The 25,691-nt window shown below is 41.4% G+C and carries 23 protein-coding genes; 21 read left to right on the plus strand and 2 right to left on the minus strand.

Annotated elements, in window-relative coordinates; genetic code table 11:
• Positions 1 to 103: 103 nt before the first annotated feature.
• The 20 genes from argC to RV13_RS04695 all read left to right on the plus strand — a co-directional run bounded on the left by argC (position 104) and on the right by RV13_RS04695 (position 21,194).
• Positions 104 to 1,135 (plus strand): N-acetyl-gamma-glutamyl-phosphate reductase, encoded by a 1,032-nt coding sequence (argC, locus tag RV13_RS04600; protein ID WP_010744817.1) that lies wholly within the window; start codon positions 104 to 106, stop codon positions 1,133 to 1,135.
• Between the two features lie 22 nt (positions 1,136 to 1,157).
• Complete coding sequence (gene argJ, locus RV13_RS04605) at positions 1,158 to 2,351, plus strand: bifunctional glutamate N-acetyltransferase/amino-acid acetyltransferase ArgJ (protein ID WP_010744818.1); 1,194 nt, start codon at positions 1,158 to 1,160, stop codon at positions 2,349 to 2,351.
• Between the two features lie 32 nt (positions 2,352 to 2,383).
• Positions 2,384 to 3,133, plus strand: coding sequence for an acetylglutamate kinase (gene argB, locus RV13_RS04610; RefSeq protein WP_010744819.1), 750 nt, complete (start codon positions 2,384 to 2,386; stop codon positions 3,131 to 3,133).
• Complete coding sequence (gene argD / locus RV13_RS04615; protein ID WP_010744820.1) at positions 3,130 to 4,281, plus strand: acetylornithine transaminase; 1,152 nt, start codon at positions 3,130 to 3,132, stop codon at positions 4,279 to 4,281. The genes argB and argD overlap by 4 nt, the downstream gene beginning before the upstream one ends.
• Before the next feature lie 358 nt (positions 4,282 to 4,639).
• Entirely contained in the window at positions 4,640 to 5,026 is a 387-nt protein-coding gene (locus RV13_RS04620; RefSeq protein ID WP_010744821.1) for a hypothetical protein, read from the plus strand.
• A 45-nt stretch (positions 5,027 to 5,071) separates the two neighbouring features.
• Positions 5,072 to 5,620: a DUF2922 domain-containing protein gene (locus RV13_RS04625; protein ID WP_010744822.1), complete on the plus strand. Its 549-nt coding sequence runs from the start codon at positions 5,072 to 5,074 to the stop codon at positions 5,618 to 5,620.
• A gap of 242 nt (positions 5,621 to 5,862) precedes the next feature.
• Positions 5,863 to 6,564 carry a CBS domain-containing protein gene (locus RV13_RS04630; protein ID WP_010744823.1) on the plus strand — a complete coding sequence of 234 codons (702 nt, stop codon included), beginning with the start codon at positions 5,863 to 5,865 and terminating at the stop codon, positions 6,562 to 6,564.
• A 2-nt stretch (positions 6,565 to 6,566) separates the two neighbouring features.
• Positions 6,567 to 7,028, plus strand: coding sequence for a signal peptidase II (gene lspA / locus RV13_RS04635; RefSeq protein WP_010744824.1), 462 nt, complete (start codon positions 6,567 to 6,569; stop codon positions 7,026 to 7,028).
• Complete coding sequence (locus RV13_RS04640) at positions 7,021 to 7,929, plus strand: RluA family pseudouridine synthase (protein WP_010744825.1); 909 nt, start codon at positions 7,021 to 7,023, stop codon at positions 7,927 to 7,929. The genes lspA and RV13_RS04640 overlap by 8 nt, the downstream gene beginning before the upstream one ends.
• Before the next feature lie 364 nt (positions 7,930 to 8,293).
• Positions 8,294 to 8,836, plus strand: a complete 543-nt coding sequence (pyrR, locus tag RV13_RS04645; protein ID WP_010744826.1) for a bifunctional pyr operon transcriptional regulator/uracil phosphoribosyltransferase PyrR — start codon at positions 8,294 to 8,296, stop codon at positions 8,834 to 8,836.
• Between the two features lie 32 nt (positions 8,837 to 8,868).
• Positions 8,869 to 10,140, plus strand: a complete 1,272-nt coding sequence (locus tag RV13_RS04650) for a solute carrier family 23 protein (protein WP_010744827.1) — start codon at positions 8,869 to 8,871, stop codon at positions 10,138 to 10,140.
• 89 nt (positions 10,141 to 10,229) lie between these two features.
• A complete protein-coding gene (locus tag RV13_RS04655; RefSeq protein WP_060789287.1) occupies positions 10,230 to 11,156 on the plus strand; it encodes an aspartate carbamoyltransferase catalytic subunit in 927 nt (308 codons plus the stop codon).
• A gap of 13 nt (positions 11,157 to 11,169) precedes the next feature.
• Complete coding sequence (locus tag RV13_RS04660) at positions 11,170 to 12,450, plus strand: dihydroorotase (RefSeq protein WP_010744829.1); 1,281 nt, start codon at positions 11,170 to 11,172, stop codon at positions 12,448 to 12,450.
• A 4-nt stretch (positions 12,451 to 12,454) separates the two neighbouring features.
• The gene (locus RV13_RS04665) at positions 12,455 to 13,534 is read left to right on the plus strand and encodes a carbamoyl phosphate synthase small subunit (RefSeq protein WP_010744830.1); all 1,080 of its coding nucleotides are present in this window, start codon (positions 12,455 to 12,457) and stop codon (positions 13,532 to 13,534) included.
• Positions 13,535 to 16,717: a carbamoyl-phosphate synthase large subunit gene (carB, locus tag RV13_RS04670; protein ID WP_060789288.1), complete on the plus strand. Its 3,183-nt coding sequence runs from the start codon at positions 13,535 to 13,537 to the stop codon at positions 16,715 to 16,717.
• 33 nt (positions 16,718 to 16,750) lie between these two features.
• The gene (locus RV13_RS04675; RefSeq protein ID WP_371085512.1) at positions 16,751 to 17,539 is read left to right on the plus strand and encodes a dihydroorotate dehydrogenase electron transfer subunit; all 789 of its coding nucleotides are present in this window, start codon (positions 16,751 to 16,753) and stop codon (positions 17,537 to 17,539) included.
• Positions 17,539 to 18,465, plus strand: a complete 927-nt coding sequence (locus tag RV13_RS04680; protein ID WP_010744833.1) for a dihydroorotate dehydrogenase — start codon at positions 17,539 to 17,541, stop codon at positions 18,463 to 18,465. Before RV13_RS04675 ends, RV13_RS04680 begins: the two co-directional genes overlap by 1 nt.
• A 136-nt stretch (positions 18,466 to 18,601) precedes the next feature.
• A complete protein-coding gene (pyrF, locus tag RV13_RS04685; RefSeq protein ID WP_010744834.1) occupies positions 18,602 to 19,318 on the plus strand; it encodes an orotidine-5'-phosphate decarboxylase in 717 nt (238 codons plus the stop codon).
• Positions 19,319 to 19,945, plus strand: coding sequence for an orotate phosphoribosyltransferase (gene pyrE, locus RV13_RS04690; protein ID WP_010744835.1), 627 nt, complete (start codon positions 19,319 to 19,321; stop codon positions 19,943 to 19,945).
• Between the two features lie 217 nt (positions 19,946 to 20,162).
• Complete coding sequence (locus RV13_RS04695; protein WP_010744836.1) at positions 20,163 to 21,194, plus strand: AI-2E family transporter; 1,032 nt, start codon at positions 20,163 to 20,165, stop codon at positions 21,192 to 21,194.
• Here RV13_RS04695 and efbA read toward each other — a convergent pair.
• Both efbA and RV13_RS04705 read right to left on the minus strand, forming a co-directional pair.
• A complete protein-coding gene (gene efbA, locus RV13_RS04700) occupies positions 21,191 to 22,894 on the minus strand; it encodes a fibronectin-binding protein EfbA (protein ID WP_010744837.1) in 1,704 nt (567 codons plus the stop codon). The two genes, RV13_RS04695 and efbA, sit on opposite strands and share 4 nt — an antisense overlap.
• A gap of 90 nt (positions 22,895 to 22,984) precedes the next feature.
• Positions 22,985 to 24,652 (minus strand): phosphoenolpyruvate carboxykinase (ATP), encoded by a 1,668-nt coding sequence (locus tag RV13_RS04705; RefSeq protein ID WP_010744838.1) that lies wholly within the window; start codon positions 24,650 to 24,652, stop codon positions 22,985 to 22,987.
• Positions 24,653 to 24,826: 174 nt separating this feature from the next.
• Here RV13_RS04705 and RV13_RS04710 point away from each other — a divergent pair, with 174 nt between their 5' ends.
• Positions 24,827 to 25,387, plus strand: a complete 561-nt coding sequence (locus RV13_RS04710) for a hypothetical protein (protein WP_010744839.1) — start codon at positions 24,827 to 24,829, stop codon at positions 25,385 to 25,387.
• The last annotated feature ends 304 nt before the right edge of the window (positions 25,388 to 25,691 follow it).

A 25,691-nucleotide genomic window follows, 5' to 3' on the forward strand; every position in this document is an offset into this window, starting at 1 on the left:
TTTATTTATAAAAAACCATTGACTTGTATAAGTACTACACGTATAATCATCAGAAATAGTAGTTTTCTATTCGTATTATTATACATTTTTAAGGAGGGTTCGCATGAAAGTTTCGATAATCGGAGTGACTGGATATAGTGGAATAGAACTAGTTCGTCTTTTGTTGCAGCATCCTAAAGTAACAATTGTCTCAATTCATAGTCATTCTCAGAATGGTCAGCAAATAAACGACTATCTGCCTCACCTAAAGCAATTATTAGACCTTCCTTTGGAACCGATCGATCCAGCAGATATTATGAAGCGAGCAGAACTGGTCTTTTTTGCCACTCCCTCAGGTATTTCAAAGGAAATTGCAACCGCATTTGTTGATGCGGATTTCCCCGTGATTGATTTATCGGGTGATTTTCGCTTAAAAGGCGAAGGTCAATATGAGAAATGGTATAAAAATACAGGTGCTCCCGTTGATATTCTAAAGAATTCTCATTACGGATTAGCTGATTTTTATTCAAAACCGAGCTCTACTTTGATTGCAAATCCTGGTTGTTATGCTACTGGTGCCTTATTATCATTAGCACCGCTAGTAGAGCAAAAGATGATTGAGACAGACTCGATCATTGTCGATGCAAAGTCTGGACTGTCTGGAGCAGGAAAGAATCTATCTGAGTCTACACATTTCGTGAATGCCAATGAGAATATGACTTTGTATAAGATGAATAGTCATCAACATATACCAGAAATTATGCAGCAATTACAAAGGTGGGATGAGAACATTCCCGCCATCCAATTTTCGACCTCATTGATTCCTGTGACCCGAGGGATATTTATCACCAGTTATGCTAGGAGCAAGAAAAAGTTGACGCAAACGGAGTTATGGGAAAATTATCAAACTTTTTATCAAGATATGCCATTTATTCGTGTACAGAATAAAAATGTTTATCCTAATTTGCGTCAAGTTATCGGATCAAACTTCTGTGACATCGGCGTCGCCTATAACGAGGTGACCAGCATCATCACAGTAGTAACGGTATTAGACAATTTAGTAAAGGGAGCTGCTGGACAGGCGGTTCATAATTTGAATCATTTAGCAGGCTGGCCGGAGACAACCGGTTTGAACCTTGTACCTATTTATCCATAAAAAAAGTCGGAGTGTGAAGAGTATGCAAATCATTGATGGAACAATCGCCAGCCCGAAAGGATTTAAGGCAACTGGCTTACATGCAGGACTAAAAAAAGAAAAAAAAGATTTAGGTGTTATTTTCTCTGAAGTACCAGCTAACGCAGCCGCTGTTTATACCACCAATCAAGTAAAAGCTGCACCAATTTTTGTTACAAAAGAAGCAATGACGAATCAAAAGATTCAAGCAGTCGTTGTTAATTCGGGGATTGCTAATGCATGTACGGGAACACTCGGCTTAGAAAATGCGAAAGAAATGCAAGCTCTCACGGGTTTACATTTAGGTGTTTCACAAGAAAATGTTGCTGTAGCTTCTACCGGCGTTATTGGTAAACAGCTGCCGATGGAAACAGTCGAATCTGGGATTAATCAGATTGATTTGCAGAATCAAGCACCATATGCGTTTCATGAAGCCATTTTAACCACGGATACAGCAACTAAGGAAATTGTGGTAACAGATGAAATTAACGGACAAACAGTAACGATGGCCGGAGTAGCAAAGGGATCAGGCATGATCCATCCGAATATGGCGACGATGTTAGCCTTCATTACAACGGACGCCCAAATTTCAGAAATTCTGCTACAGGAAATGTTAGCTGACAAAACAGAAACCACGTTTAATCAAATTACAGTAGACGGTGACACTTCTACCAATGACATGGTTCTTCTTTTAGCCAATGGGCTAGCAGAAAATTCGATGATCGAAAAGAATACCGAAGCCTATAAAAAATTTCTTGAGATGTTTCAATTGGTCAGCGAAACATTAGCCAAGATGATTGCAAAAGATGGTGAGGGAGCGACCAAATTGATCGAAGTCCAAGTCGTTGGCGCGCTTAATGAAACAGAGGCACGACTAGTTGCAAAAAAAGTCGTCGGCTCAAGTTTAGTAAAGACCGCGATGTTCGGCGAAGATCCTAATTGGGGACGAATCATTTGCGCTGTAGGATATGCGGGGTCCCATACAGATCCAGAAAAAATCGATATGTGGATCGGAGATCAGCAATTATTGAAGCACAGTCAGCCCCAAGAATTTGATGAAATCACGATGAAACAAACACTTGAGAAAGAAAAAATATGTATCACTGTTGATTTGAATATCGGCGAACAAAGCGGAAAAGCTTGGGGATGCGATTTGACATATAAATATGTCGAAGTGAACGCATTGTATCACACGTAAGAAAAGCAAGACAAATGAAGGAGCGAAAAACTATGGGAAAAATCGTGGTTAAAATAGGCGGTGTTGCCAGTGATAATCTAACAAAAAATTTCTTCGAACAAATTGAAGCTTGGCAGTCTGAGGGACATGAGGTGATTATGGTTCATGGCGGTGGTTATTATATCACTGAAATGATGGACCGTTTGAATATTCCAGTCACAATCAAAGACGGTCTGCGTGTGACGACAGAGCAGGCGTTAAAGATTACTCAAATGGTGTTGATTGGACAGGTGCAGCCGACCATTACGACCTTATTTCAGCAACAAGGATTTGCGACAATTGGGCTTAACGCTTCTAGCGATAATATGATTCAAGGAACGTTTATTGATCAAGAGAAGTTAGGATACGTTGGGAAGATTACAGAAGTGAATCCCACGGCCATCGAAAGTGTGCTGCACAAAAATTATATTCCTATCATTGCCCCGCTAGGAATGACTTCTTGTGGACAATGGCTAAATGTCAATGCTGATGATACTGCTTGTAAGATCGCTGAAGCAGTAGAAGCTGAAGCGTTGTATTTATTGACGGATGTTCCAGGAGTGAAACAGGACGGAGAGTGGCTTGAAAACATTTCTTGCTCCGAGGTCGAGCACCTGAAAAGCGAAAAAGTCATCACTGGAGGAATGATTCCTAAATTAGATAGTGCCATCTCAGCTTTAGAGAACGGTGTAGCAGAGGTTCATATCACCAACTGTATTGAAAAGGCAGGAACAATCATCACAAAGGAGGAGGTTTTTGCATGAGCCACTTGTTTCCCAACTATGCCCGTGATGAGATTGACTTAGTCGACGGCTCTGGCAGTTATGTTTTCGATCAGAATGGCGAGAAATATTTAGATTTTATGAGCGGAATAGCTGTCAGTAATCTAGGACATAAGAATCCTAAAGTGATGGCCGCCATTACTCAACAAGCAGAAAAAATATGGCACAGTTCTAATTTATATACCAGCAACTTACAAGAAAAAGTGGCAGAAAAACTGACAATGGGCAAAGACTATCTCGCTTTTTTTTGCAATAGCGGAACTGAAGCAAACGAAGCGGCAATCAAATTAGCCAGAAAAGCCACAGGTCGCTCGAAAATCTTGAGCTTTGAGCAATCTTTTCATGGACGCACATATGGCGCTTTGAGTGCTACCGGACAGCCGGCATTGCAGGCGGGCTTTTTCCCTATCGTTGAGGGGTTTGAGTATCTTCCCTATAATCAGCTCGAACCGTTGAAGCAGCAACTAAATGAACAGGTTGCGGCGGTAATGCTAGAAGTGATTCAAGGCGAAGGCGGCATTATCCCTGCCGAAAAGGAATGGCTGCAAGCAGTAGCGCAATTGTGCAAGGAAAATGGCAGTCTATTGATTATTGATGAGATTCAAACCGGAATGGGGAGAACAGGAACCTTTTTTGCCTTTGAAGATTATCAAATCGAACCAGATATCATCACGATTGCGAAAGCATTGGCTAATGGGATTCCCGTCGGTGCGATGCTTGGAAAAGCAGCACTTGCCGACGCCTTTGGACCAGGAACACACGGAACGACCTTTGGAGGCAATAATCTGGCCATGAATGTTGCTGATTGCGTTGTGAGTGAGATTAATCAACCAGAATTTCTTGCTTCAGTAGCAGAAAAGGGTAGCTATCTAATGAGAGAACTTTCAAAGCTATTAGATACGTCAGAAAAAGTTCTAGATGTACGTGGAAAAGGCTTGATGGTCGGAATCAAGTTAGATTCACCAGAAACCTTGAAGCAAACGGTACAAGAATTAAAAAAGCAAAACTTATTAGCAATCAAAGCAGGAAAAAATGTGTTGCGGTTGTTACCGCCGTTAACTATCAGTCAACAAGAGCTGAAGGATGGTATCGAGATTATTCAGTCTGTACTAAATAAAAATAACGGATAGCACCAATTAATATCGACTGTTCACTCATTTTCGTTCATATAAAATCGTTGATAGCCATCAAATTAGAAAGAAAAGTCTTAGGAATTTTGTTATTCCTGAGGCTTTTTTGACTTTTAATGCTCAGTACATGGGAAGTCAATACATTTTTGAGGATTTTTTTATTGCCAATATCCTTAATCTATCAATGATTCTCACGTGAAAATTACTATACTTAAATAATTATTAATTTTTAGGAATTAATTTTTTGAAGGAAAAGAGGTAAAGTAGCTTTGTAAATAACTACTCTGATTTTAAAAAGACTATTATCCAGCATTTAAGCTGTTTTATATAAATAAATTGATGGGAAGGAGGAACTCTAGTGGAAAAAGTAAAATTATTAAGCTGCCATCAAGTCTACACATTAAAACGGAAAACCTTAGAAAAAAGAATCAAGAATTACTATTATCAAACCCGGGATGAGCAAGATACGATTCAATTTTTGATAGCGCTTCAAGTAAGAGATGAACTTGGGAAAGAGGATTTCAGTTTTGTATTAAGGGATCTTGTTAGAAAAATCTTTTTTGAAAGTAAACCGACACGTGCTCTGCGCAGTTACTATATTTTTTTCAAGGACTATTTTACGTTAAAGGAGTGGCGCGTTCTTTCGATTCGACTCTTTCCAGTTAAAACATTTGTCAAAGAGAAGATCGAAAAATTGTATACGCGGTTTTTCAAAATGCCTTTGAAGGGACTAGTCGGCTCATGACAGCTTAAGTGATTCAAAAATACGTAACTGGAGGGAGGAATAGGCATGCATAGATTAGCGGCTACATTTAAAAATAGCAACGGTAAGAATCATCGCTGGAGTTTAAAAAATCCAAATCTGGATAAATCACCAGAAGAAATCAAAAAGTCCTTAGAAAAATTGACCGTGCTAACGGTTTTTGATAAGGAAGATGCTGAATTGTTTGAAAATGTGGTCACTGCAAAATTTGTCGAAAAAATAGAAACGGTTATTTTCGATAAAACAACAGAAACACAGCAGGAGCCGATGGAAAGAACTGAAGAGCTCAATGCAGTTTCATCTCCGACGACACTTAACCTGCCAGAAGATTTAATCATTTCAGAGGAAACCATCGAATCCGGTCTTTTCATGCGTTCAATTGAAATGCCTCAGGGAATCGATCCCTTGAAGCTGGAGGAAGAGCAATTATTAGCCGTCATCTCTTCGGTTATTCCAGACGATGCTATTTTAGAGGATGCTGGAATTGATGATCAGACCAATCCTGCAAAAATTGTTTTGATTCTTCGATTGAAAGACATAGATGAAGCCGATCGAGTAAAACAACCACCAGACTAAATAATCTATAAATAAAGTGTTTACTCTGTCGAAGTGAGCACTTGATAAAGAAAAAATAAATAAACATTGAGTCCGTATAAAAGACGGGCTATTTGTCGTGTTTTCAAGTCTTGTCTAGTAAAGCTTTTTTTAATCATCAGAACGAGCAGTGCGCGTTTCATATTACCTCAGGCTTTTCATCCCGCTTTTTTTCACTTATACTGAAGCTAAAGGTGTATTCTTTCAAAACAAGGAGAGACGGAATGGGAGAACGAGCAGATATTTTTTTAAGTGCATTTAATCGGATTGAGAAGGAATTGAAACGTCAGTTGGGGAATCCCGTAAACATGAGTTTCAGTGAAGCCGTGCGCCGTCTATCAAAACGCCATGATAATTTGATTGGAGACAGTGAAAATGATTTACTCCAATTGGCACAGTTGAGAAATGCAATCGTCCATGATCAAGTCGCGGACGATTTTGTAATCGCGGAACCTAATGAGTGGGCGGTTGATCGGATTAAAAAAATTGAGGAGCAGCTATTAAGACCAGAAAAAGTGCTGCCTCGCTTTGGTAAAAAGGTTACTGGCTTTGAACGTGATTTGCCATTAGTCGAACTGATGAAGATCATTACAGAGAAGCGGTTTTCTCAGTTTCCCGTCTATGATTCAGGAAAATTCATGGGCTTGATTACTCTGCGTACCATCGGGTTTTATTTCGCTCAAGCAAGTTTGAATGGTTCTGTCAGTCTTAAGGGGCTAGTTGCCGAAGATTTATTGTTGGCAAACGGAAAACGGGCGAATTTTAAGTTTATTGCTGGAGATACAACGGTATCTGAAGCGGAGAAAATGTTTCAAACAGAAGCGGTTCTAGAAGCGCTTCTAATTACGAAAAACGGCAATTCAGATGGAAATCTGCTGGGGATTATCCGTCCAAGAGATATTTTTAGTCAAGAAGGGGAGCAATAGTTTTGTTAGGCATTTACTTACTTATTAGTGCGGGAATTGTCGCACTGGATCAATGGTTCAAATGGTGGATCGTCAGCCAATACAATTTTGGCGATAGCCAAACCATTATTCCAAATATTTTATCACTGACGCACATTCGGAATACGGGTGGTGCCTTTAGCTTATTTGAAGGACAGCAAATCTTTTTTATCATCATTACTATAGTGGCAGTGGTTGCTGTTGTTTATTATTTAGTAAAGCATCTGCATGAGAGCAAGTGGTTGACTTTAGGCTTAAGTTTCTTTTTGGCCGGTGCCATTGGAAACTTCATTGATCGCTTTCGTTTGGGGTATGTCGTAGATATGTTTCGGTTAGATTTTATTAACTTTCCGATCTTTAATATCGCTGACATGGCTTTGGTAGCGGGAGTAATCATGATCTTTATTTATATTCTATTAGATGAGAGAGACAAGAAAAATGGATAATCAAATTGAAATAATCGTAAAAAATGAAACAGGTCGAATCGATAAGGTTTTAAATGATCGCTTAGCAGACTATTCTCGTTCACAAATTCAGCAATGGATCAAGGAACAGCATGTATCAATTGATGGAAAAGTGATCAAGGCAAACTATAAGGTTAATGCTGGGGATAAAATCTTGATCGAGATTCCAGAACCGGAAGAACTGGATCTCGTGCCAGAAAATCTTGAGTTAGATATCGTTTATGAAGACGATGATGTGGTCATCGTAAACAAACCTCAAGGCATGGTGGTTCATCCGTCTGCTGGACATTCTCAAGGAACTTTGGTCAACGGCTTATTGTATCAAATTAAAAATCTGTCTACTATCAACGATGTGGTTCGACCGGGGATCGTGCACCGCATTGATAAGGACACTTCCGGATTGCTGATGGTGGCAAAAAATGATCAGGCCCACGAAGCGTTAGCGAAGCAGCTCAAGGATAAGACCTCTTTGCGAAAATACGTGGCGCTAGTTCATGGTGAGATTCCTCATGAAAAAGGTCGAATTGAAGCACCGATCGGCCGCTCAAAGGTCAATCGGAAGATGCAGGCAGTGATCGAAGATGGAAAACCAGCGGTGACACATTTTGAAGTGTTGAAGCGTTTTGAAGGGTATACCTTGATCGAGCTGCAGCTTGAAACTGGTAGAACGCATCAAATCAGAGTACACATGCAATACATTGGTTATCCAGTAGCAGGCGATCCATTGTATGGACCGAAAAAAACATTAAAGGGAAACGGTCAGTTTCTTCATGCAAAATTACTAGGCTTTGAACATCCGACAACTGGTGAAATGATGGTCTTTGAAGCACCTTTGCCAGAGATATTCAAAAAAACTTTGAAACAGTTGAAAGAAAAAGATTGATTTCTTAATTAAGGAATAGTATAGTGTCTTTAGCAAGAAATAAATAACTTAATATTGATCCTTTAAGAGTAGTCCCGTGAGGCTAAGAAGGAAGTAGATAGTGGTTTGGACTAGGTGCGCCTAGGTAAACACTATCATTTTGACGAAGTCGATAACATTCCTCCTACCTAACTACGGGTAGGAGTTTTTTTATTGTAAAAATAGAATGTTGATTCACCTTTTACTTCTTCAAGAGGAACGCCAGTTTTTAGAAGCTGAGCTGATCCTCCGAGTAGACATTTTAGTTGAAGAGTATACGACATTCGATTTGAACTAGTTTTTCCTGAAAAATGATTTCATTTAAAACGAATAAGGAGGAGACAGGATGTATAAAAAAGAGGTAGTAGATGAGGTAACAATGAAACGAGCATTAACTCGAATCACTTACGAAATCATCGAAAGAAATAAAGGGGTTCAGGATATTGTCTTGATCGGGATTAAAACACGCGGGATCTTCATCGCTCAACGAATCGCAGAACGCCTAAAACAATTAGAACACATCGAGGTACCAGTGGGAGAGTTAGACATTACTTTGTATCGTGATGACGTGAAGGTATCAGAAGCTGAACCGGAACTGCACTCTTCAGACATCCCATTCTCGATTGAAGGAAAAGAAGTGATCTTAGTCGACGATGTATTGTTCACCGGCAGAACGATCCGCGCGGCCCTTGATGCAGTGATCGACTTAGGCCGTCCTAACCGCATCTCTTTAGCAGTCTTAGTGGACCGCGGGCATCGTGAACTACCGATCCGTGCAGACTACGTCGGGAAAAATATCCCGACGGCCTTAACAGAAGAAATCGTCGTTGAAATGGAAGAAAACGATGGACAAGATCGCATCTTGATTCAAAAAGAAGACGAAAAATAATGACTGTTTAGACACTAGAAAGAGGAAGTTTCATGGCAGAGTTTCACAATGATGACGTTGTTTTAGATATTCACGACCGCCCAAGTGCAGGTCACTGGGTCGGATTAAGTATTCAACATTTATTCACGATGTTCGGCGCGACCGTTTTAGTACCGATTCTAGTCGGCATTAATCCAAGTATCGCTTTAGTAAGTTCAGGTTTAGGAACCTTGGTGTACCTGACTGTTACAAAGGGGAAAATCCCCGCCTATCTAGGAAGCAGCTTCGCTTTTATCGCGGCGATGAAGCTATTGATGAAGAGTGATGGCTACCCAGCAGTTGCGCAAGGCGCACTGACCTGCGGTTTGGTTTACTTAATTGTTTCCTTCATTATTCGAAAGATCGGCTCTGGCTGGTTGGATAAAATCTTACCGCCGATTGTCGTTGGACCAGTGGTTATGGTCATCGGGCTAGGTTTAGCCAGTAACGCGGCTCAAAATGCAATGTATAACAATGGTGAGTACAGCTTTAAATATGTAATGGTTGCTTTGATTACCTTGGCTTTAACGATATTCTTCAACATGTTCTTCACTGGTTTCTTAGGACTGATTCCTATCTTACTGGGGATCATCGGCGGCTATGTCACAGCCATGATATTCGGCATCATCGACTATCAACCTATCATTGATGCTAAATGGCTGGCGATGCCTGCTTTCAGCGTGCCATTTGTCAGCTACCAGCCAAAACTGTACGTTAACGCGATCACCACCATGGCGCCGATTGCTTTTGTAACGATGACAGAACACATTGGACACTTAATGGTATTGAATAAACTAACGAAACGAAACTTTTTCGAAGATCCCGGATTGGATCGGACATTAATGGGCGACGGCTTGGCTCAAATCGTTGCCGGTTTTGTGGGCGGACCACCTGTAACTAGTTACGGTGAAAATATCGGTGTACTTGCTATCACACGGGTTCACAGTGTGTTCGTTATCGGCGGTGCAGCGGTCTTCGCAGTCTTACTAGGCTTTGTAGGTAAGCTAAGTGCGTTGATTCTAAGTATTCCTGGACCGGTAATCTCTGGCATCAGCTTCATCTTGTTTGGCGTAATTGCTGCCAGTGGTCTAAAAATTCTAATCGAAAACAAAATCGATTTTGACCGCAAAAAGAATCTGTTGATCGCTTCAACCATTCTGGTTATCGGTATCGGCGGATTGGTTTTTGAAGCAGGAACGTTTACTTTATCAGCAATGGCCTTAGCGACTGTTTTAGGAATCATCCTGAATCTGATCTTGCCAGAGCAAGCACGTAGTGAAAAATAATAGGAATTGATTGACCCTCATGCATTGCACGGGAAATCAATGAGATACAACTAAAAAACAAGCGAACGTTTTGAATAGGAGGAAATTTCATGATCATCCAGTCTGAAGAAATTAGTCTGAAGCATTTATTGACAGTCGAAGCATTGACCGATCAAGAAGTGATGGGACTCATTCGAAGAGCGCAGCAATTCAAGCAAGGGGCGCGATGGACGCCGTACAAGGTCCAATATTTTGTCTCTAATCTTTTCTTTGAAAACAGTACCCGGACCCATAAGAGCTTTGAAGTCGCTGAGAAAAAACTCGGACTAGATGTGATTGACTTTGATGCCAAAACTAGCTCGGTTCAAAAGGGTGAAACCTTGTACGACACTGTCTTGACGATGTCTGCTTTAGGAGTAGATGTGGCAGTCATCCGACATGGCGATGAAAACTATTATGATGAATTAATCCAAAGTAAAACGATCCAATGCTCGATTGTAAACGGTGGAGACGGCAGCGGACAGCATCCAACACAATGTCTGCTCGACCTAATGACAATTTATCAGGAGTTTGGACGTTTTGCCGGATTGAAGGTGGCGATCGCTGGAGATATCACGCACTCGCGAGTTGCTAAATCAAATATGCAAATGTTGAAACGACTTGGCGCAGAAGTTTTCTTCTCTGGTCCAGAGGAGTGGTATGACGAAAGCTTCGACGTCTACGGCACTTATCGTCCATTGGATGAGCTTGTACCAGAAGTCAATGTCATGATGCTTTTGCGTGTACAGCACGAACGGCATGACGGTCAGGAAAGTTTCTCGAAAGAAGAGTATCACGAGAAGTACGGCTTGACGATCCAACGAGGCAAGCAGCTCAAGGAGAAAGCCATCATCATGCATCCCGCACCAGTGAATCGCGATGTGGAAATTGCTGATAGTTTAGTTGAAAGCTTACAGTCACGAATCGTACCACAAATGACCAATGGCGTATTTATTCGGATGGCAATTTTAGAAGCAGTACTAAGAGGAAAATCGTAAAGGGGCAGATAAAATGAAAACATTAATTAAAAATGGCAAGATCGTAACAAAAGACAATCAAACAATGGCCTGTGATCTTTGGCTGGAAGATGGGATTATCACTGGAATCGGGAAAGATTTTTCGAACATCACGTTTGATCAAACATACGACGCAAACAATCAGTTGATTACACCAGGTTTAGTTGATGTTCATGTTCATTTAAGAGAACCCGGCTTTACCTATAAAGAAACAATCAAGGATGGTTCAAAAGCAGCGGCTCGCGGCGGCTATACTACCGTTTGCGCAATGCCTAACCTGAACCCAGTTCCTGATACAGTAGAAAAGTTTAACGATGTAAAAGCAATCATTGAAAAGGATGCTGTGGTAAAAGTTCACCAATATGCTCCGATTACAGAAGAGCTTCGCAGCGAGACCTTGACCGATCAAAAAGGTCTGAAAGCCGCAGGGGCCTTCGCCTTTACCAATGACGGAGTGGGTGTACAGACAGCAGGAACCATGTATCTAGCAATGAAGGAAGCAGCAGAAAACAATATGGCATTGGTTGCCCACACAGAAGATGAATCCTTATTATTCGGCGGGGTAATGCACAAAGGAGAAGTCAGTGAGAAGCTGGATCTACCTGGTATCTTAAGTGCAACAGAGTCCTCACAAATCGCAAGAGATTTGATCCTAGCAGAAGAAACAGGCGTTCATTATCACGTGTGTCACGTATCTACGAAAGAAAGTGTTCGTGTGATCCGAGATGCAAAAAAAGCTGGCGTACATGTGACCGCTGAAGTATCTCCACATCATTTGATCTTAGTCGATGAAAATATCCCTGAGGATCACGGGTATTGGAAGATGAATCCGCCACTGCGGGGAGTTGAAGACCGTGAAGCTTTGATCGAAGGACTGCTTGATGGAACCATTGATTGCATCGCCACGGATCATGCCCCACACGGCTTTGAAGAAAAAAACCAAAGCTTTTTGAAATCGCCATTCGGGATCGTCGGCAGTGAAACAGCTTTTCAATTGATTTACACTCACTTTGTTGAAACAGGACGCTTTACATTAGAACAAGTGATTGATTGGATGGCAGTTAAGCCTGCGGAAATCTTCGGATTAGCTGTTGGCACCTTAAATATCGGTCAGCCAGCGGATATCGCGGTATTTGATCTAAATCATGAAGAAAAAATTGATGATAAAAAATTTGCATCACTAGGAGTGAATACACCTTTCACTGGCTGGTCAGTCAAGGGTGCGACACTGATGACCTTCGTGGATGGTCAGTTGGTATACAACAAGGAGGACTAAAACGTTGAAAAGACTTTTAATTTTAGAAGATGGCACGGTATTTGAAGGGGAAGGCTTTGGCGCTGAAGCGAATGTCGTAGGTGAAGTTGTCTTCACAACAAGTATGACAGGCTATCAGGAAACCATTACCGATCAAAGTTTCAATGGGCAAATTATCACATTCACCTATCCAATGGTGGGAAATTACGGAGTCAATCGTGATGACTATGAGTCAATCGCGCCGACCTGTAAGGGCGTAATCGTTAAAGAGCATGCACGATTAGCTAGCAACTGGCGGAATCAAATGACTCTTGATGAATTTTTGAAACGTAAAGGGATTCCTGGTATTGCTGGGATCGATACACGAGCTTTAACAAAAAAATTACGCAGTGTGGGAACAATGAAAGGCAGTATCGTAGACCCAGCCGATCAATTCGAGCACTCCTTTGATCAACTAAAAGCGACCGTCTTACCGACCAATCAGGTTGCACAAGTCTCAACAGTGACGCCTTATCCCAGCCCAGGTGTTGGACGCAATGTAGTAGTCATTGACTTCGGTCTAAAACATAGTATCCTGCGGGAACTATCACGTCGCGAATGTAATTTGACGGTGATGCCTTACAACACGGATGCGCAAACAATTTTGGATCTTTGCCCTGACGGCGTCATGCTGACGAATGGCCCTGGCGATCCAAAAGATGTTCCGGAGGCAATCGAAATGATCAAGCAAATTCAAGGAAAGGTTCCGATCTTTGGTATCTGTCTTGGTCACCAGCTGTTCTCATTGGCAAACGGCGCGGATACTTACAAGATGAAATTTGGCCATCGCGGATTGAATCATCCAGTACGAGAAATCGCAACAGGACGAATCGACTTCACCTCACAGAACCATGGTTTTGCAGTCGATGAAGCAACGATCGATCCAGAGAAATTAATGGTCACACACGTAGAGGTCAATGATGGAACCATTGAAGGTGTTCGACACCGCAATTATCCAGCTTTCAGCGTGCAGTATCATCCAGACGCTGCACCAGGTCCTCATGATGGGGTTCACCTATTTGACGAATTTATGGAAATGATGGATGCATGGAAGGAGCAAGCATAAATGCCAAAACGTACAGATATTAAAAAGATCATGGTGATCGGTTCTGGACCGATCGTGATCGGACAAGCCGCGGAATTTGATTACGCCGGCACACAAGCTTGCTTAGCGTTAAAAGAGGAAGGCTATGAAGTTGTCTTAGTGAATTCAAACCCTGCGACGATCATGACCGACCAAGAAATCGCGGATACCGTTTATATCGAGCCCATTACTTTAGAATTTGTTTCCCGCATCCTGCGCAAGGAACTGCCAGATGCGATTCTACCAACACTTGGCGGACAAACAGGCTTGAACATGGCGATGGAATTAGCCGATTCAGGTATTTTAGATGAGTTGAAGATCGAATTGCTAGGAACAAAATTATCGGCAATTGATCAAGCGGAAGATCGCGACTTATTCAAACAGCTGATGGAAGAATTGAACCAGCCAATTCCTGAATCTGAGATTGTCAACACAGTCGAAGAGGCAGTGGCTTTCGCCAATACGATCGGCTATCCGATCATCGTGCGCCCAGCCTTTACTTTAGGCGGAACCGGCGGCGGTATGTGCGACAATGAAGAAGAACTTCGTACAGTCGCTGAAAATGGCTTAAAACTTTCCCCAGCCACTCAATGCTTGATTGAAAAATCAATCGCTGGCTTTAAAGAAATTGAATACGAAGTAATGAGAGACTCCGCAGATAATGCAATCGTCGTTTGTAATATGGAAAACTTCGACCCAGTGGGGGTTCATACTGGTGACTCGATCGTCTTTGCACCAAGTCAAACCTTGTCGGATTATGAATATCAAATGCTTCGAGATGCGTCATTATCGATCATCCGCGCATTGAAAATCGAAGGCGGCTGTAATGTGCAGCTAGCGCTCGATCCACATAGCTTCAATTATTATGTCATTGAAGTAAATCCACGAGTTTCCCGTTCGTCTGCCCTAGCAAGTAAAGCGACTGGTTATCCAATCGCGAAGCTGGCTGCGAAAATTGCAGTTGGGCTGACTTTAGATGAAATGAAAAATCCAGTAACTGAAACGACCTACGCAGAATTCGAACCAGCATTAGATTACGTAGTTGCAAAGATTCCTCGCTGGCCTTTCGATAAGTTCGAAAGCGGTGAACGAGTGCTCGGTACACAAATGAAAGCCACCGGGGAAGTCATGGCGATCGGTCGTAACATTGAAGAATCCTTGCTGAAGGCTGTTCGTTCACTGGAAATCGGCACCTACCATGCGGAATTACCAGAGTTAAGCGACGTTACCGACGATGAATTGACAGAAAAAATGGTCAAAGCCCAGGATGATCGACTGTTCTACTTAACCGAAGCAATTCGCCGCGGCTATTCCATCGAAGAAATCAATGAGCTGACTAAAGTTGATTTGTTCTTCTTAGACAAACTGCTCCACGTGGTTGAGCTTGAAACGGCATTAGCGCAAAATAAGAAGGACATCGACCTGCTGAAGCAAGCAAAACAAAATGGCTTTGCCGATGTGAAAATCGCCCAGCTTTGGAACATGACTGCAACAGAAGTTCGCGATTTCCGAATCGCTGAAAAGATTGTTCCAGTGTATAAAATGGTTGATACCTGCGCAGCTGAGTTTGAATCACAAACGCCTTACTTCTACAGCACATACGAGTTCGAAAATGAAAGTGTTCGTTCGGATAAGGAATCAGTCCTAGTTCTAGGATCAGGCCCCATTCGAATCGGACAAGGAGTGGAGTTTGATTACGCGACAGTCCATTCAGTAAAAGCCATTCAAGCAGCTGGCTACGAAGCGATCATTATGAACAGCAACCCTGAGACAGTTTCAACAGACTTCTCAGTTTCAGACAAGCTGTACTTCGAACCCTTGACGCTAGAAGACGTAATGAATGTTGTGGAGTTGGAGCAGCCAATCGGTGTTATCGTCCAATTTGGCGGACAAACGGCGATTAACTTGGCAGAGCCGCTCGTAAACAGCGGGGTTAAAATTCTAGGGACAACCATCGAGGACTTGGACCGAGCAGAAGATCGGGATCAATTCGAGCAAGTTCTTCAAAGCTTATCAATTCCGCAGCCGCCAGGTGACACGGCGACAAGTGCTGAAGAAGCAGTGAAGATCGCTGAAAAAATCGGCTACCCAGTTTTAGTACGTCCCAGCTATGTACTAGGTGGACGAGCAATGGAAATCGTTGAGAACCAATCAGACTTAGAAGATTACATGGCGAATGCTGTGAAAGCCTCACCAGAGCACCCAGTTTTAGTGGATCGCTACTTAATCGGAAAGGAATGTGAAGTCGATGCGATTTGTGACGGTGAAACGGTTCTGATTCCAGGGATTATGGAACATATCGAACGTGCTGGGGTTCACTCTGGCGATTCAATGGCCGTCTATCCACCACAAACTTTTTCAGATGAGTTGAAAGCGACCATCGAAGATTATACTCGTCGTCTAGCACTTGGTATGAACTGTATCGGTATGATGAATATTCAATTCGTCATCCACAACGATGAAGTCTTTGTGATTGAAGTCAATCCGCGAGCTAGCCGTACAGTACCATTTTTAAGTAAAATTACAAATATTCCGATGGCTCAAATCGCAACGAAAGCCATCCTTGGTCAAAGCTTGAAGGAATTAGGCTATCAAGACGGATTGTATCCTGAAAGCGAGATGGTACATGTCAAAGCACCAGTCTTCAGCTTCACGAAATTACAGAAGGTTGATACTTACTTAGGACCTGAAATGAAGTCCACTGGTGAAGTCATGGGAACTGATCGAAGTTTGGCTAAAGCTCTTTATAAAGCATTTGCTGCGGCAGGCTTACACTTACCTGATTTCGGCGCTGTCTTATTTACTGTCGCCGACGAAAACAAAGAAGAGGCCTTAGACTTAGCGAAACGCTTCAAAGATGTGGGCTATAGCTTAAGTGCTACCGCAGGCACCGCTAAATTCTTAGAAGAAAATGGTTTAAATGCAAAAACAATCGCCAAAATTTCCGAATCAGACGAAAACAATGTCATTGATTTGATTCGCAGCGGCGAAGCACAAGTTGTAATCAATACGATGGATAAAAATCGCCAAAACGCGTCAGAAGACGGCTTTATCATTCGTCGTGAGGCCGTTGAGCATGGCGTACCGTTGTTCACCTCACTAGACACAGCGGACGCAATTTTACGAGTGATGGAATCACGGGCGTTTTCAATTCAAGAAATTTAATTTTTGCAGAGTGAAGCACGCTTCACTCTGTCGATTTATAGGGAGGCCGTTATGAAGCAGGAAATGATGACGATTGTTCGTCAACAAGAGTTAGCACCGAGAATCTATGAGTTGGTTTTAACTGGAGAAATGGTTCAACAAATGACTATGCCAGGGCAGTTCTTGCATATTCGTGTACCGAGAAGTGATTTGTTATTACGTCGCCCAATCAGCATTAATCAATACGATCAAGAAGCGGGAACCTGTACGATCATTTATCGTGTTGAAGGAGATGGAACGAAATATTTTGCTGAAATGTCGGCTGGAGAAAAGCTAGATGTCATGGGGCCATTAGGTCATGGCTTTGAGATCGACGAGCTGAAGGCCGGGGATACAGCATTCGTTGTCGGTGGAGGGATTGGCGTTCCACCCTTGTATCAGCTTTCTAAAGAGTTAAAGGCAAAAGGCGTGAAGGTGGTACACTTTCTAGGTTTTGGTACACAGGAAGTCGTGTATTATGATGAGGAATTTCAGCTGCTTGGTGAGACACACTTTTCAACGGATGACGGAACCTTTGGTGTTCAGGGGAATGTTGGAAATCTTTTAATGGCAGAGTCTAAGCAGCCAGATGCTGTCTTTGCCTGTGGAAATAACGGCTTGTTAAAAACAGTGGAACAATTATATTCAAACGTCGGGAATGTACAACTTTCGCTAGAATCTCGTATGGCCTGCGGGATGGGCGCATGCTACGCGTGTGTCTGTCATGTACCTGAAGATGAAAATAAAAGTGTCAAAGTATGTGAAGACGGTCCCGTTTTCCAAGCAGGGGAGGTCATCTTTTAATGAGTATTGCAGTCAAATTACCTGGACTAGACTTGAAAAATCCAATTATGCCGGCAAGCGGCTGCTTTGGATTCGGTAAAGAGTATGCAGATTATTACGATTTGAATCAATTAGGCGCCATCATGATCAAGGCAACCACGCCCAAAGAACGCTTTGGAAACGCGACACCTCGAGTTGCAGAAACACCAAGCGGCATGTTGAATGCTATTGGTCTGCAAAATCCTGGCATGGAGGTCGTGCTGAAGGATATTTTACCGAGTTTGGAAAAATACCAAGAGCTGCCAATCATTGCAAATGTAGCAGGTGCTTGTGAAGAGGACTATGTAGAGGTGTGCGCCAAAATCGGTGATGCTCCTAATGTCAAAGCGATCGAATTAAATATTTCTTGTCCAAATGTTAAACACGGAGGAATTGCTTTTGGAACAGATCCAGAAGTGGCTTATCGTTTAACGAAGGCAGTTAAAGAAGTGGCGACGGTTCCTGTTTATGTCAAGCTAAGTCCAAATGTTACAGATATCGTACCTATTGCAAAAGCGATTGAAAAAGGCGGCGCAGATGGCTTTACTATGATCAATACGTTATTGGGTATGCGCATTGATCTGAAAACTCGTCAGCCAATTTTGGCGAATCGGACGGGTGGCTTGTCAGGTCCTGCAATCAAACCTGTAGCGATCCGCCTGATTAATCAAGTGGCCGCAGTCAGCGAGTTGCCGATCATCGGAATGGGCGGTGTTCAAACAGTGGATGATGTGCTGGAAATGTTTATGGCAGGTGCTAGTGCGGTCGCAGTTGGAACTGCTAACTTTACTGACCCATATATTTGCCCGAAACTAATCGAAGAGTTGCCAATCCGTATGGCGGAGCTGGGAATTGAATCCTTAGAGCAGCTAAGACAAGAAGTTGCCAGTTCAACTTTTCGCAGTTAACATAGAGCGAAATCCAACGATTCGTTTATCCAAGATCAGCGACAGAAATCTAGTTGAATGGTATGCGGATCGAAAATCAGACTTATTTTTCTGCAAAGAAAAGTAAATACATTAAAATGAGAAAGGGAGGGTTCTGATGGAACAACGACCGATTATCGCTTTTGACTTTGCTTCGAAGCAGGAAATCGAGAAATTCTTGACTCACTTTCCGCTTGACGAAAAATTATTCGTAAAAATCGGCATGGAGCTTTTCTATCAAGAAGGTCCAGCAATCGTTAAATTTTTACGTCTGCAGGGACATGATATCTTCCTTGATTTGAAGCTTCATGATATCCCTAACACTGTACAAAAAGCGATGCGCGGAATCGCAAAAATGGGGGTAAAAATCACGAATGTTCATGCGGCTGGCGGCATAGAAATGATGCAGGCGGCTAAGCAGGGCTTGATCGAGGGAACAAAAGAAAATCAAAACGTACCGGAATTGATCGCAGTGACGCAGTTGACTTCAACTAGTGAAGGGCAAATGCATGAGGATCAGCTAATTTCGGTTAGCCTAGAAGAAAGTGTCTTGCATTATGCAAAGTGCACAGAAAAAGCAGGACTAAACGGGGTTGTTTGCTCCGCACATGAAGTAAAAAAAATCCATGAAGCGACAAACAATGATTTTATCTGCTTAACACCGGGGATTCGTCCACAAGGAGCCAGTGTGGGGGATCAAAAACGCGTGATGACACCCGAAAAAGCGCGAAAGATTGGTTCTAATTATATTGTTGTTGGAAGACCGATTACGCAAGCAGAAGATCCTTATCAAAGTTATTTACAAATCAAAAAAGAATGGAACGGTGAAGCATAGATGATCGCAGAACAAATCGCCAAAGATTTATTATCAATTGAAGCAGTGTCCTTAAGTCCTGATGAACCTTTTACATGGGCAAGCGGACTAAAATCGCCAATTTACTGTGACAATCGTGTAACGATGAGCTATCCAGAAGTTCGTCGCGCGATCGCTCAAGGATTAGCAGCAAAAATTAAAAAAGTATTTCCAGATGTCGAGGTAATCGCAGGAACAGCAACAGCAGGAATTCCTCACGCTGCATGGGTCGCTGAGATTTTAGATCTACCAATGGTTTATATTCGCAGCAAAGCCAAAGATCACGGACGCGGAAATCAGATTGAAGGACGCATCAAAGAAGGCCAGAAGATGGTCGTGATTGAAGATTTGATTTCAACTGGTGGAAGCGTCTTAGAAGCAGCGGCGGCAGCTAAAAGAGAAGGCGCAGATGTTCTAGGAGTGGCAGCGATCTTCACTTATGAATTAGCTAAAGGAAAAAATAATTTTGAAGCGGCAGAGATGCCATTAGTTACCTTGACCAATTATTCTACTTTGATCGAAAGTGCGCTTCAAGAAAAATACATCAATCATGAACAGCTTGAATTATTGAAGAAATGGCGTAAAGATCCAGAAAACTGGTTGAATTAATGAATACAAAAAAAAGCATCCAACGATGCTTTTTTTGTGCATTCGTAAACTTTTACGCCTCTTACACAACACTGTTTTGCGAAAGCCTCTTTTCTAAGTATATTAGAAGCCGAAAATGAAGTTTAATGGTATATTATTTTCAGTAGTTTCTGAAAAGATATCAGATCGATTTTTTCTTATGAAACTAAATATATCATTAAGAATAAGAGGGGATCTAATGTATGAAAAATTTTTAAACAACACCCGATTGCGTAGGTTCACTGTACTGGCGTTAGTGATCTTAGTATTGTTTTTAGTCAGGGACTTTATGACGCCCATTTTGCTGACATTCATTTTCACCTTGATCTCTGTAAAAATTGTCAAATTTATTCAGCGCTACATCAAGGCACCAACTTTCTTATTGGCTACAGTGCTTTACTTGATTGAGTTGTGGCTATTGTATTTATTGGTTTCTAAATACTCGACAATCCTGATCAATCAAGTCGTATCAACCTATAATTCCATCGTACATTTTTATCAGCATAAGGAATTTAATTCAGACGTCGTAACGAACTTTATCTCGAATTACTTCAAGAATCACAATTGGCAAGATAAGGTAGAAAGCGGTGCAGGGATTCTACTTGAACAATTGCAAAATGTTGGTCGTTTGGCGATTGCCTTTATCATGTCCTTCATCTTGAGCTTCTTTTTTATGGTAGAAAAGGAGAAAACAATTCTATTTTCAAGAAACTTTTTGAGTAGTGAGTACGCTTGGTTTTTCCAAGACTTGTATTACTTTGCGAAGGTATTCGTTGAAACGTTTGGTGTTGTCGTAGAGGTTCAATTATTGATTGCAATAGTGAACACAGTTATTACGACCATAGGACTTGGATTAATTGGTTTCACTCAATTGCCTACGCTGGCTATTATGATTTTCTTTTTGAGTCTGATTCCAGTCGCAGGAGTAATTTTCTCTTGTATTCCGCTAACGTTGATTGCCTATTCAACAGGTGGTCTCCAGACAGTCATCTATGTACTGCTCCTAATTGTTGTAGTGCATTGCATTGAAGCGTATATTTTGAATCCGAAGTTTATGTCCAGCCGGACGAAGTTACCAATATTCTATACATTCGTTATTTTATTGTTCAGTGAAAAATTCTTAGGTGTTTGGGGATTGATCGTCGGTATTCCGATTTTCAATTTTTTCCTAGAGATTTTAGGGGTAAAAATTACAACGAAGAAAACAAAGAAAACGGAGCAGCCAAGCTAGGCTGTTCCGTTTTTTCGCAATTGCTCAACGACCGCTTCCTCAGGTGTAACGAACAATGTTTTTTGATTTTCATAGATGACAAACCCGGGTTTTGCGCCATTCGGCTTATGAACATGCTTTACTGCGACATAATCCACCGGTACTTGCGCAGATTGCCGGAATTTGGAAAAATAAGCGGCTAACTCAGCAGCCTCTAGCAGGGTTTCTTCACTAGGATTCTCACTTTTTACAATGACATGAGAGCCTGGAATATTTTTCGCATGAAGCCAAACATCGGTTTTACGTGCTTGTTTTAACGTTAGTTGATCATTTTGAAGGTTATTTTTTCCTACTAATATTTCTGTTCCGTCACTGGCAACGAAGCGTTCAGGTTTGGAAGGGGCTTGCTTCCGATTTTTCTTACTGCGTTTTTTCTTCAGGTAGCCGCTGGCGACAAGTTCTTCCTTGATGACCTCGATATCCATCGGACCAGCAATTTCTAACTGAGAAAGGACAGTCTCTAAATAGGCGATCTCATCTTTTGCTTCCGCTATTTGATCGTAGATCAGTTTGACTGCGTTTTTCAACTTTTGATATTTTTGGAAGTATTTCTGCGCATTTTGGTTCGGTGTTAATGCTGGATTCAGCTTAATCGTAATGGGTGTGTTCTCTTCATAATAGTTTTCTAACTCAACACTTTCAGCACCTCGTGGTACCTGTGCCATGAAGGTGGTCAATAACTCTCCGTCACGACGATATTCTTCTGCATTTTCAGAATCCTTCAGCGTTTTTTCACGTTTTGTGAGTTTAGTCTGATTGCGTTTGATTTCATTATCTACTTTACGAATCAGATCATTTCCTAGCTGTTTAACCCGATCTTTTTCCGCTTTTTCTCCATAAAAGGCATCGAGCAACTCACTCAAACTAGAGAATGTTTCCGTTTTTTCAAACGTTTCAAAGACTAGAGGGGCAAAGAATTCTTTGTTATTTTTCACACCTAACGTCGGCTGAATCTCTTTTTGGATTTTCAGCCAAAAAGTCTCCCATACCGCCATTTTTTCATTAGGTCTTTCGGAAAATTGATAGATCAATTCCTCTGCAGTATCTCTGCCCAGGCCTTGAAAATTCTGCTGTAAATATCGACTATCCAGTGTTTCTGCTGTAGACAGAAGGGTGAAGACCTGTTCCTTAGACGCATGGAAAGGATTTAGCTGCTCTTGTTTAGGCGGTTCAACGTATTCACTGCCAGGCAGAATGGAACGATAAGTATTTTGGGAATGCCCAATATGTTTGATCGCATCTAAAATTTTGCCAGTTTGTTTGTTTAGTAAGACGATGGTTGAATGACGTCCCATCAATTCTACAATGAGGACGATGTTTTGCAAGTCACCTAATTCATCTCGCTTACTAAAAGTAAAATGAACCACGCGGTCGTTATCAACCTGATGAATATCTTCTAGAATTGCTCCTTCCAAATGCTTCCGTAGCATCATAACGAAATTGGGTGGATTGTCGGGATTCGTATAAGCAATCTCTGTCAATTGGATACGTGCATAACTAGGGTGAGCTGAAAGTAATAAGCGTCGATTCTTTCCACGTGCACGAATCACTAGGACAACTTCATTTTCATAAGGCTGGTGAATCTTGGAGATTCTTCCGGAAACAAGCTGTTCTTTCAGCTCTCGGACCATTGCGTGGGTAAAAACTCCATCAAAGGACATTTTTTATCCCTCATTTCTATTCATAGTATATCTATTATAAACAAAAAAACGCCAATGACCAAATAAGTCATTGGCGTAATCCCTGTTCTCTTAAACGCTTATTGATTCCTTATAACTATGAAGTTCGTCAAGTAGCTGAAGGAGTAGTTGTTCTGCTTCATTAGGCAAACGATCATAGCCACCCTGATAGGTTTTACGAGATTGAACAAAGGCGAGTCTCGTCTCAAGCCTTGTCATTAAATGAATCAAGTAATGATGGCTGTTAAAATCTGGCTCATGTTTTTTGACTGGCAAATAGCTGATTTTTTTCAGAGGGCCGAATGGCTTAAATTCCGCAGTTCCATCAACGATTTTTTCGATACTGCCGAGGGTTTCATCCGGTGTCACTTTCCGTCCTTTAAAATCACCAGTATTTAAAATAAAGCAAGCTGTTTTTTGTTTTTGGAACAAGTCCTTAAAGTCTTGATAATCTTCCTGCAACGGATAGCAGCGGAAAGGGTTGGCAAATGGTTCAATCACTAATTGATCTGTAACTTCACCAACAACATTTTCAGCCGTTGAACGTTTCGTGGCAAGAGTCGCACCAAAAACAGCCGCAAGGGAAGGATCTTCAATTTTTATTACTGGCGGCAGACTATCATCCTTCATGATCCAGAAAAGGCCATCTACTTTTTCAGCGATATGATCGACCCGATTCGGTGTAGCATACCGACTTTTTATACTGCGGCCATTCCCATTGCGAATATCTTCTGTGACTAGAACCTTCTTGTTTTGTTCGTCTAAGGTAACGCCAACATTCTGTGCCGTTACTATATATTTTATTTGTTCGCTCGTCATTGGATAATCTTGAGTCTTATCAAAATAGGCTGGCTCCAAAGCAGTCGTTGAACCTTTCTTTTTCGAAATGACAAAAGCATCATCGTGAAGAACATGTACTTCACCTTTATTTTTAGGTTTTGCTAGTGTGATGGTAGACTTACCAGAACCTGACAAGCCAAATGCCGCCATCGTATATTTTTTATCCTCTAGCAAATATTGCTTCATACCGCCATGACAGGCGATAAAACCATTTCGATGAGCGGTTGCCCAAGCTAAGGTCAAAGTCGCTTTTTTCAATTCTCCAAAATAGCGTAACCCTAGCACTCCAGCGCAATTATGGAGAGGGTCAATAACAACCACGCCATCGGGAAAATCAGGATGCTCCCAATCAGGATCAGCAAAGATAAAAATATCTCCTGTATGAATCTCATCAGATTGTTGATAGAACAGATGCTTAGCATCACCAATTTGAAAATTCAGTAAATAAGAGTAAAGATTTGGACTATAGTCAGCCGGGACCATTAGGTGTGATTTTACGGTGAATTCTTCATCCAGCCCCACAATGACTTCGCCAGAATAAAACTTTTTCGAACGTGCTTTGAAGACGGCTTCTCTCAGCAATTCACTGTAAAAGGCATTATCGATTCCCTGCTGACCAATAATACGACGCGCTGCAGCCGTTCGTCCAACAATTTTACCGTCATTTGTCACAAGGACTTTTGCATCAGTCGGCAGCTGCAATCTACTCGTATAAGCGACATCAAGATCGGTAGTGATGGTACCCGGGCTTGATTTTGCTAACGCATACGCATCTGTAAGATGGCGAATACGTGTGACATTATTCCCATAAAACGCTGTCTCGATGACACTGCGAATACTAGAAAATAGACGATTACTTTTCGTGATCTCTTTACGTGAAAAATGTTCAATACTGCTCATCAAAAAACCTCCTCAATTTAAGTTGTCATTATTATAATAGCATTAAAATAAAACGCTAACAATCCAATATAGAACACGAAAAATCTGATCGAAGAAAGAAAAAAACAAAATCTGTCCTTGATGGTAGCGGTTTTAAGAGAAAAATAATATAATGATAAGCAAGGAGGGCGACTCATGGACCGATTTTTAGCAAAAACTAAAGATAAAACACTTACTTTTTGGCGTAAATTTATCATTATTGTTTCAGAAAATGAGCGTCGTTCCTTAATGATCGCCATAAGCTTGGTTATTTTTGCGCTCATTTTTTCTGCCTCTGCAGCCTTTGCTCAAAAAACGATTCGACAAGATCAATTAGACGAATTGGTCTTTGATTCTTTGAAGTCAGATCACTTGATTCCGTTAAACTACCAAACCGTTGATCAGAAAATCAAGGATACCAAAGCGATCTCCATCATGTTCAGTCAACCAAAGGGAACCTCTTTTGAAAATGTTATGACAGTTCTTGATGACCCAACTCAACAGACCATGCTAAATCGCAAATTCTATTATTACCCAATTGTGTATGACAGTGAAACCATTGCCAAGAACTATCAGTTAGACCCACGTCAAGTCACGTTTATTTTTTTCCATAATGGCAAAGAGAAAAATCGCTTTGTCGTTGAAAGCTTAAAAGACTTAAACAATGAGTTTATCCCAGAATTGAATCGATTACCTATGTGGGATCTTAAAAAATAAAATGAGAATTCAAATAAAATAAATGAGCTTTTTTTAATAAAAAGAGTTGACAGCTGTTTTTATTTCCGATAAACTAACCTCAACATAAAAAAAGGAGTGACATTCATGAGACACGCAAACTTATCTAATCAATTGAATAGCTGGCAAAACTGGCGTAGATAAGTTGTATTTATGAATTCACTCATAGATACAACGTTTAGACAACTTCTAAATTTTGTATCTATGCTGGATATTTTCTGATGCTTATTCCCGCATAGAGACCATCTATGCGGTTTTTGTTTTTTCTAAGACAACTACCGTGGAC

Origin of the sequence: Enterococcus raffinosus, assembly GCF_001886185.1 — a bacterium.
Classification (GTDB): domain Bacteria; phylum Bacillota; class Bacilli; order Lactobacillales; family Enterococcaceae; genus Enterococcus_A; species Enterococcus_A raffinosus.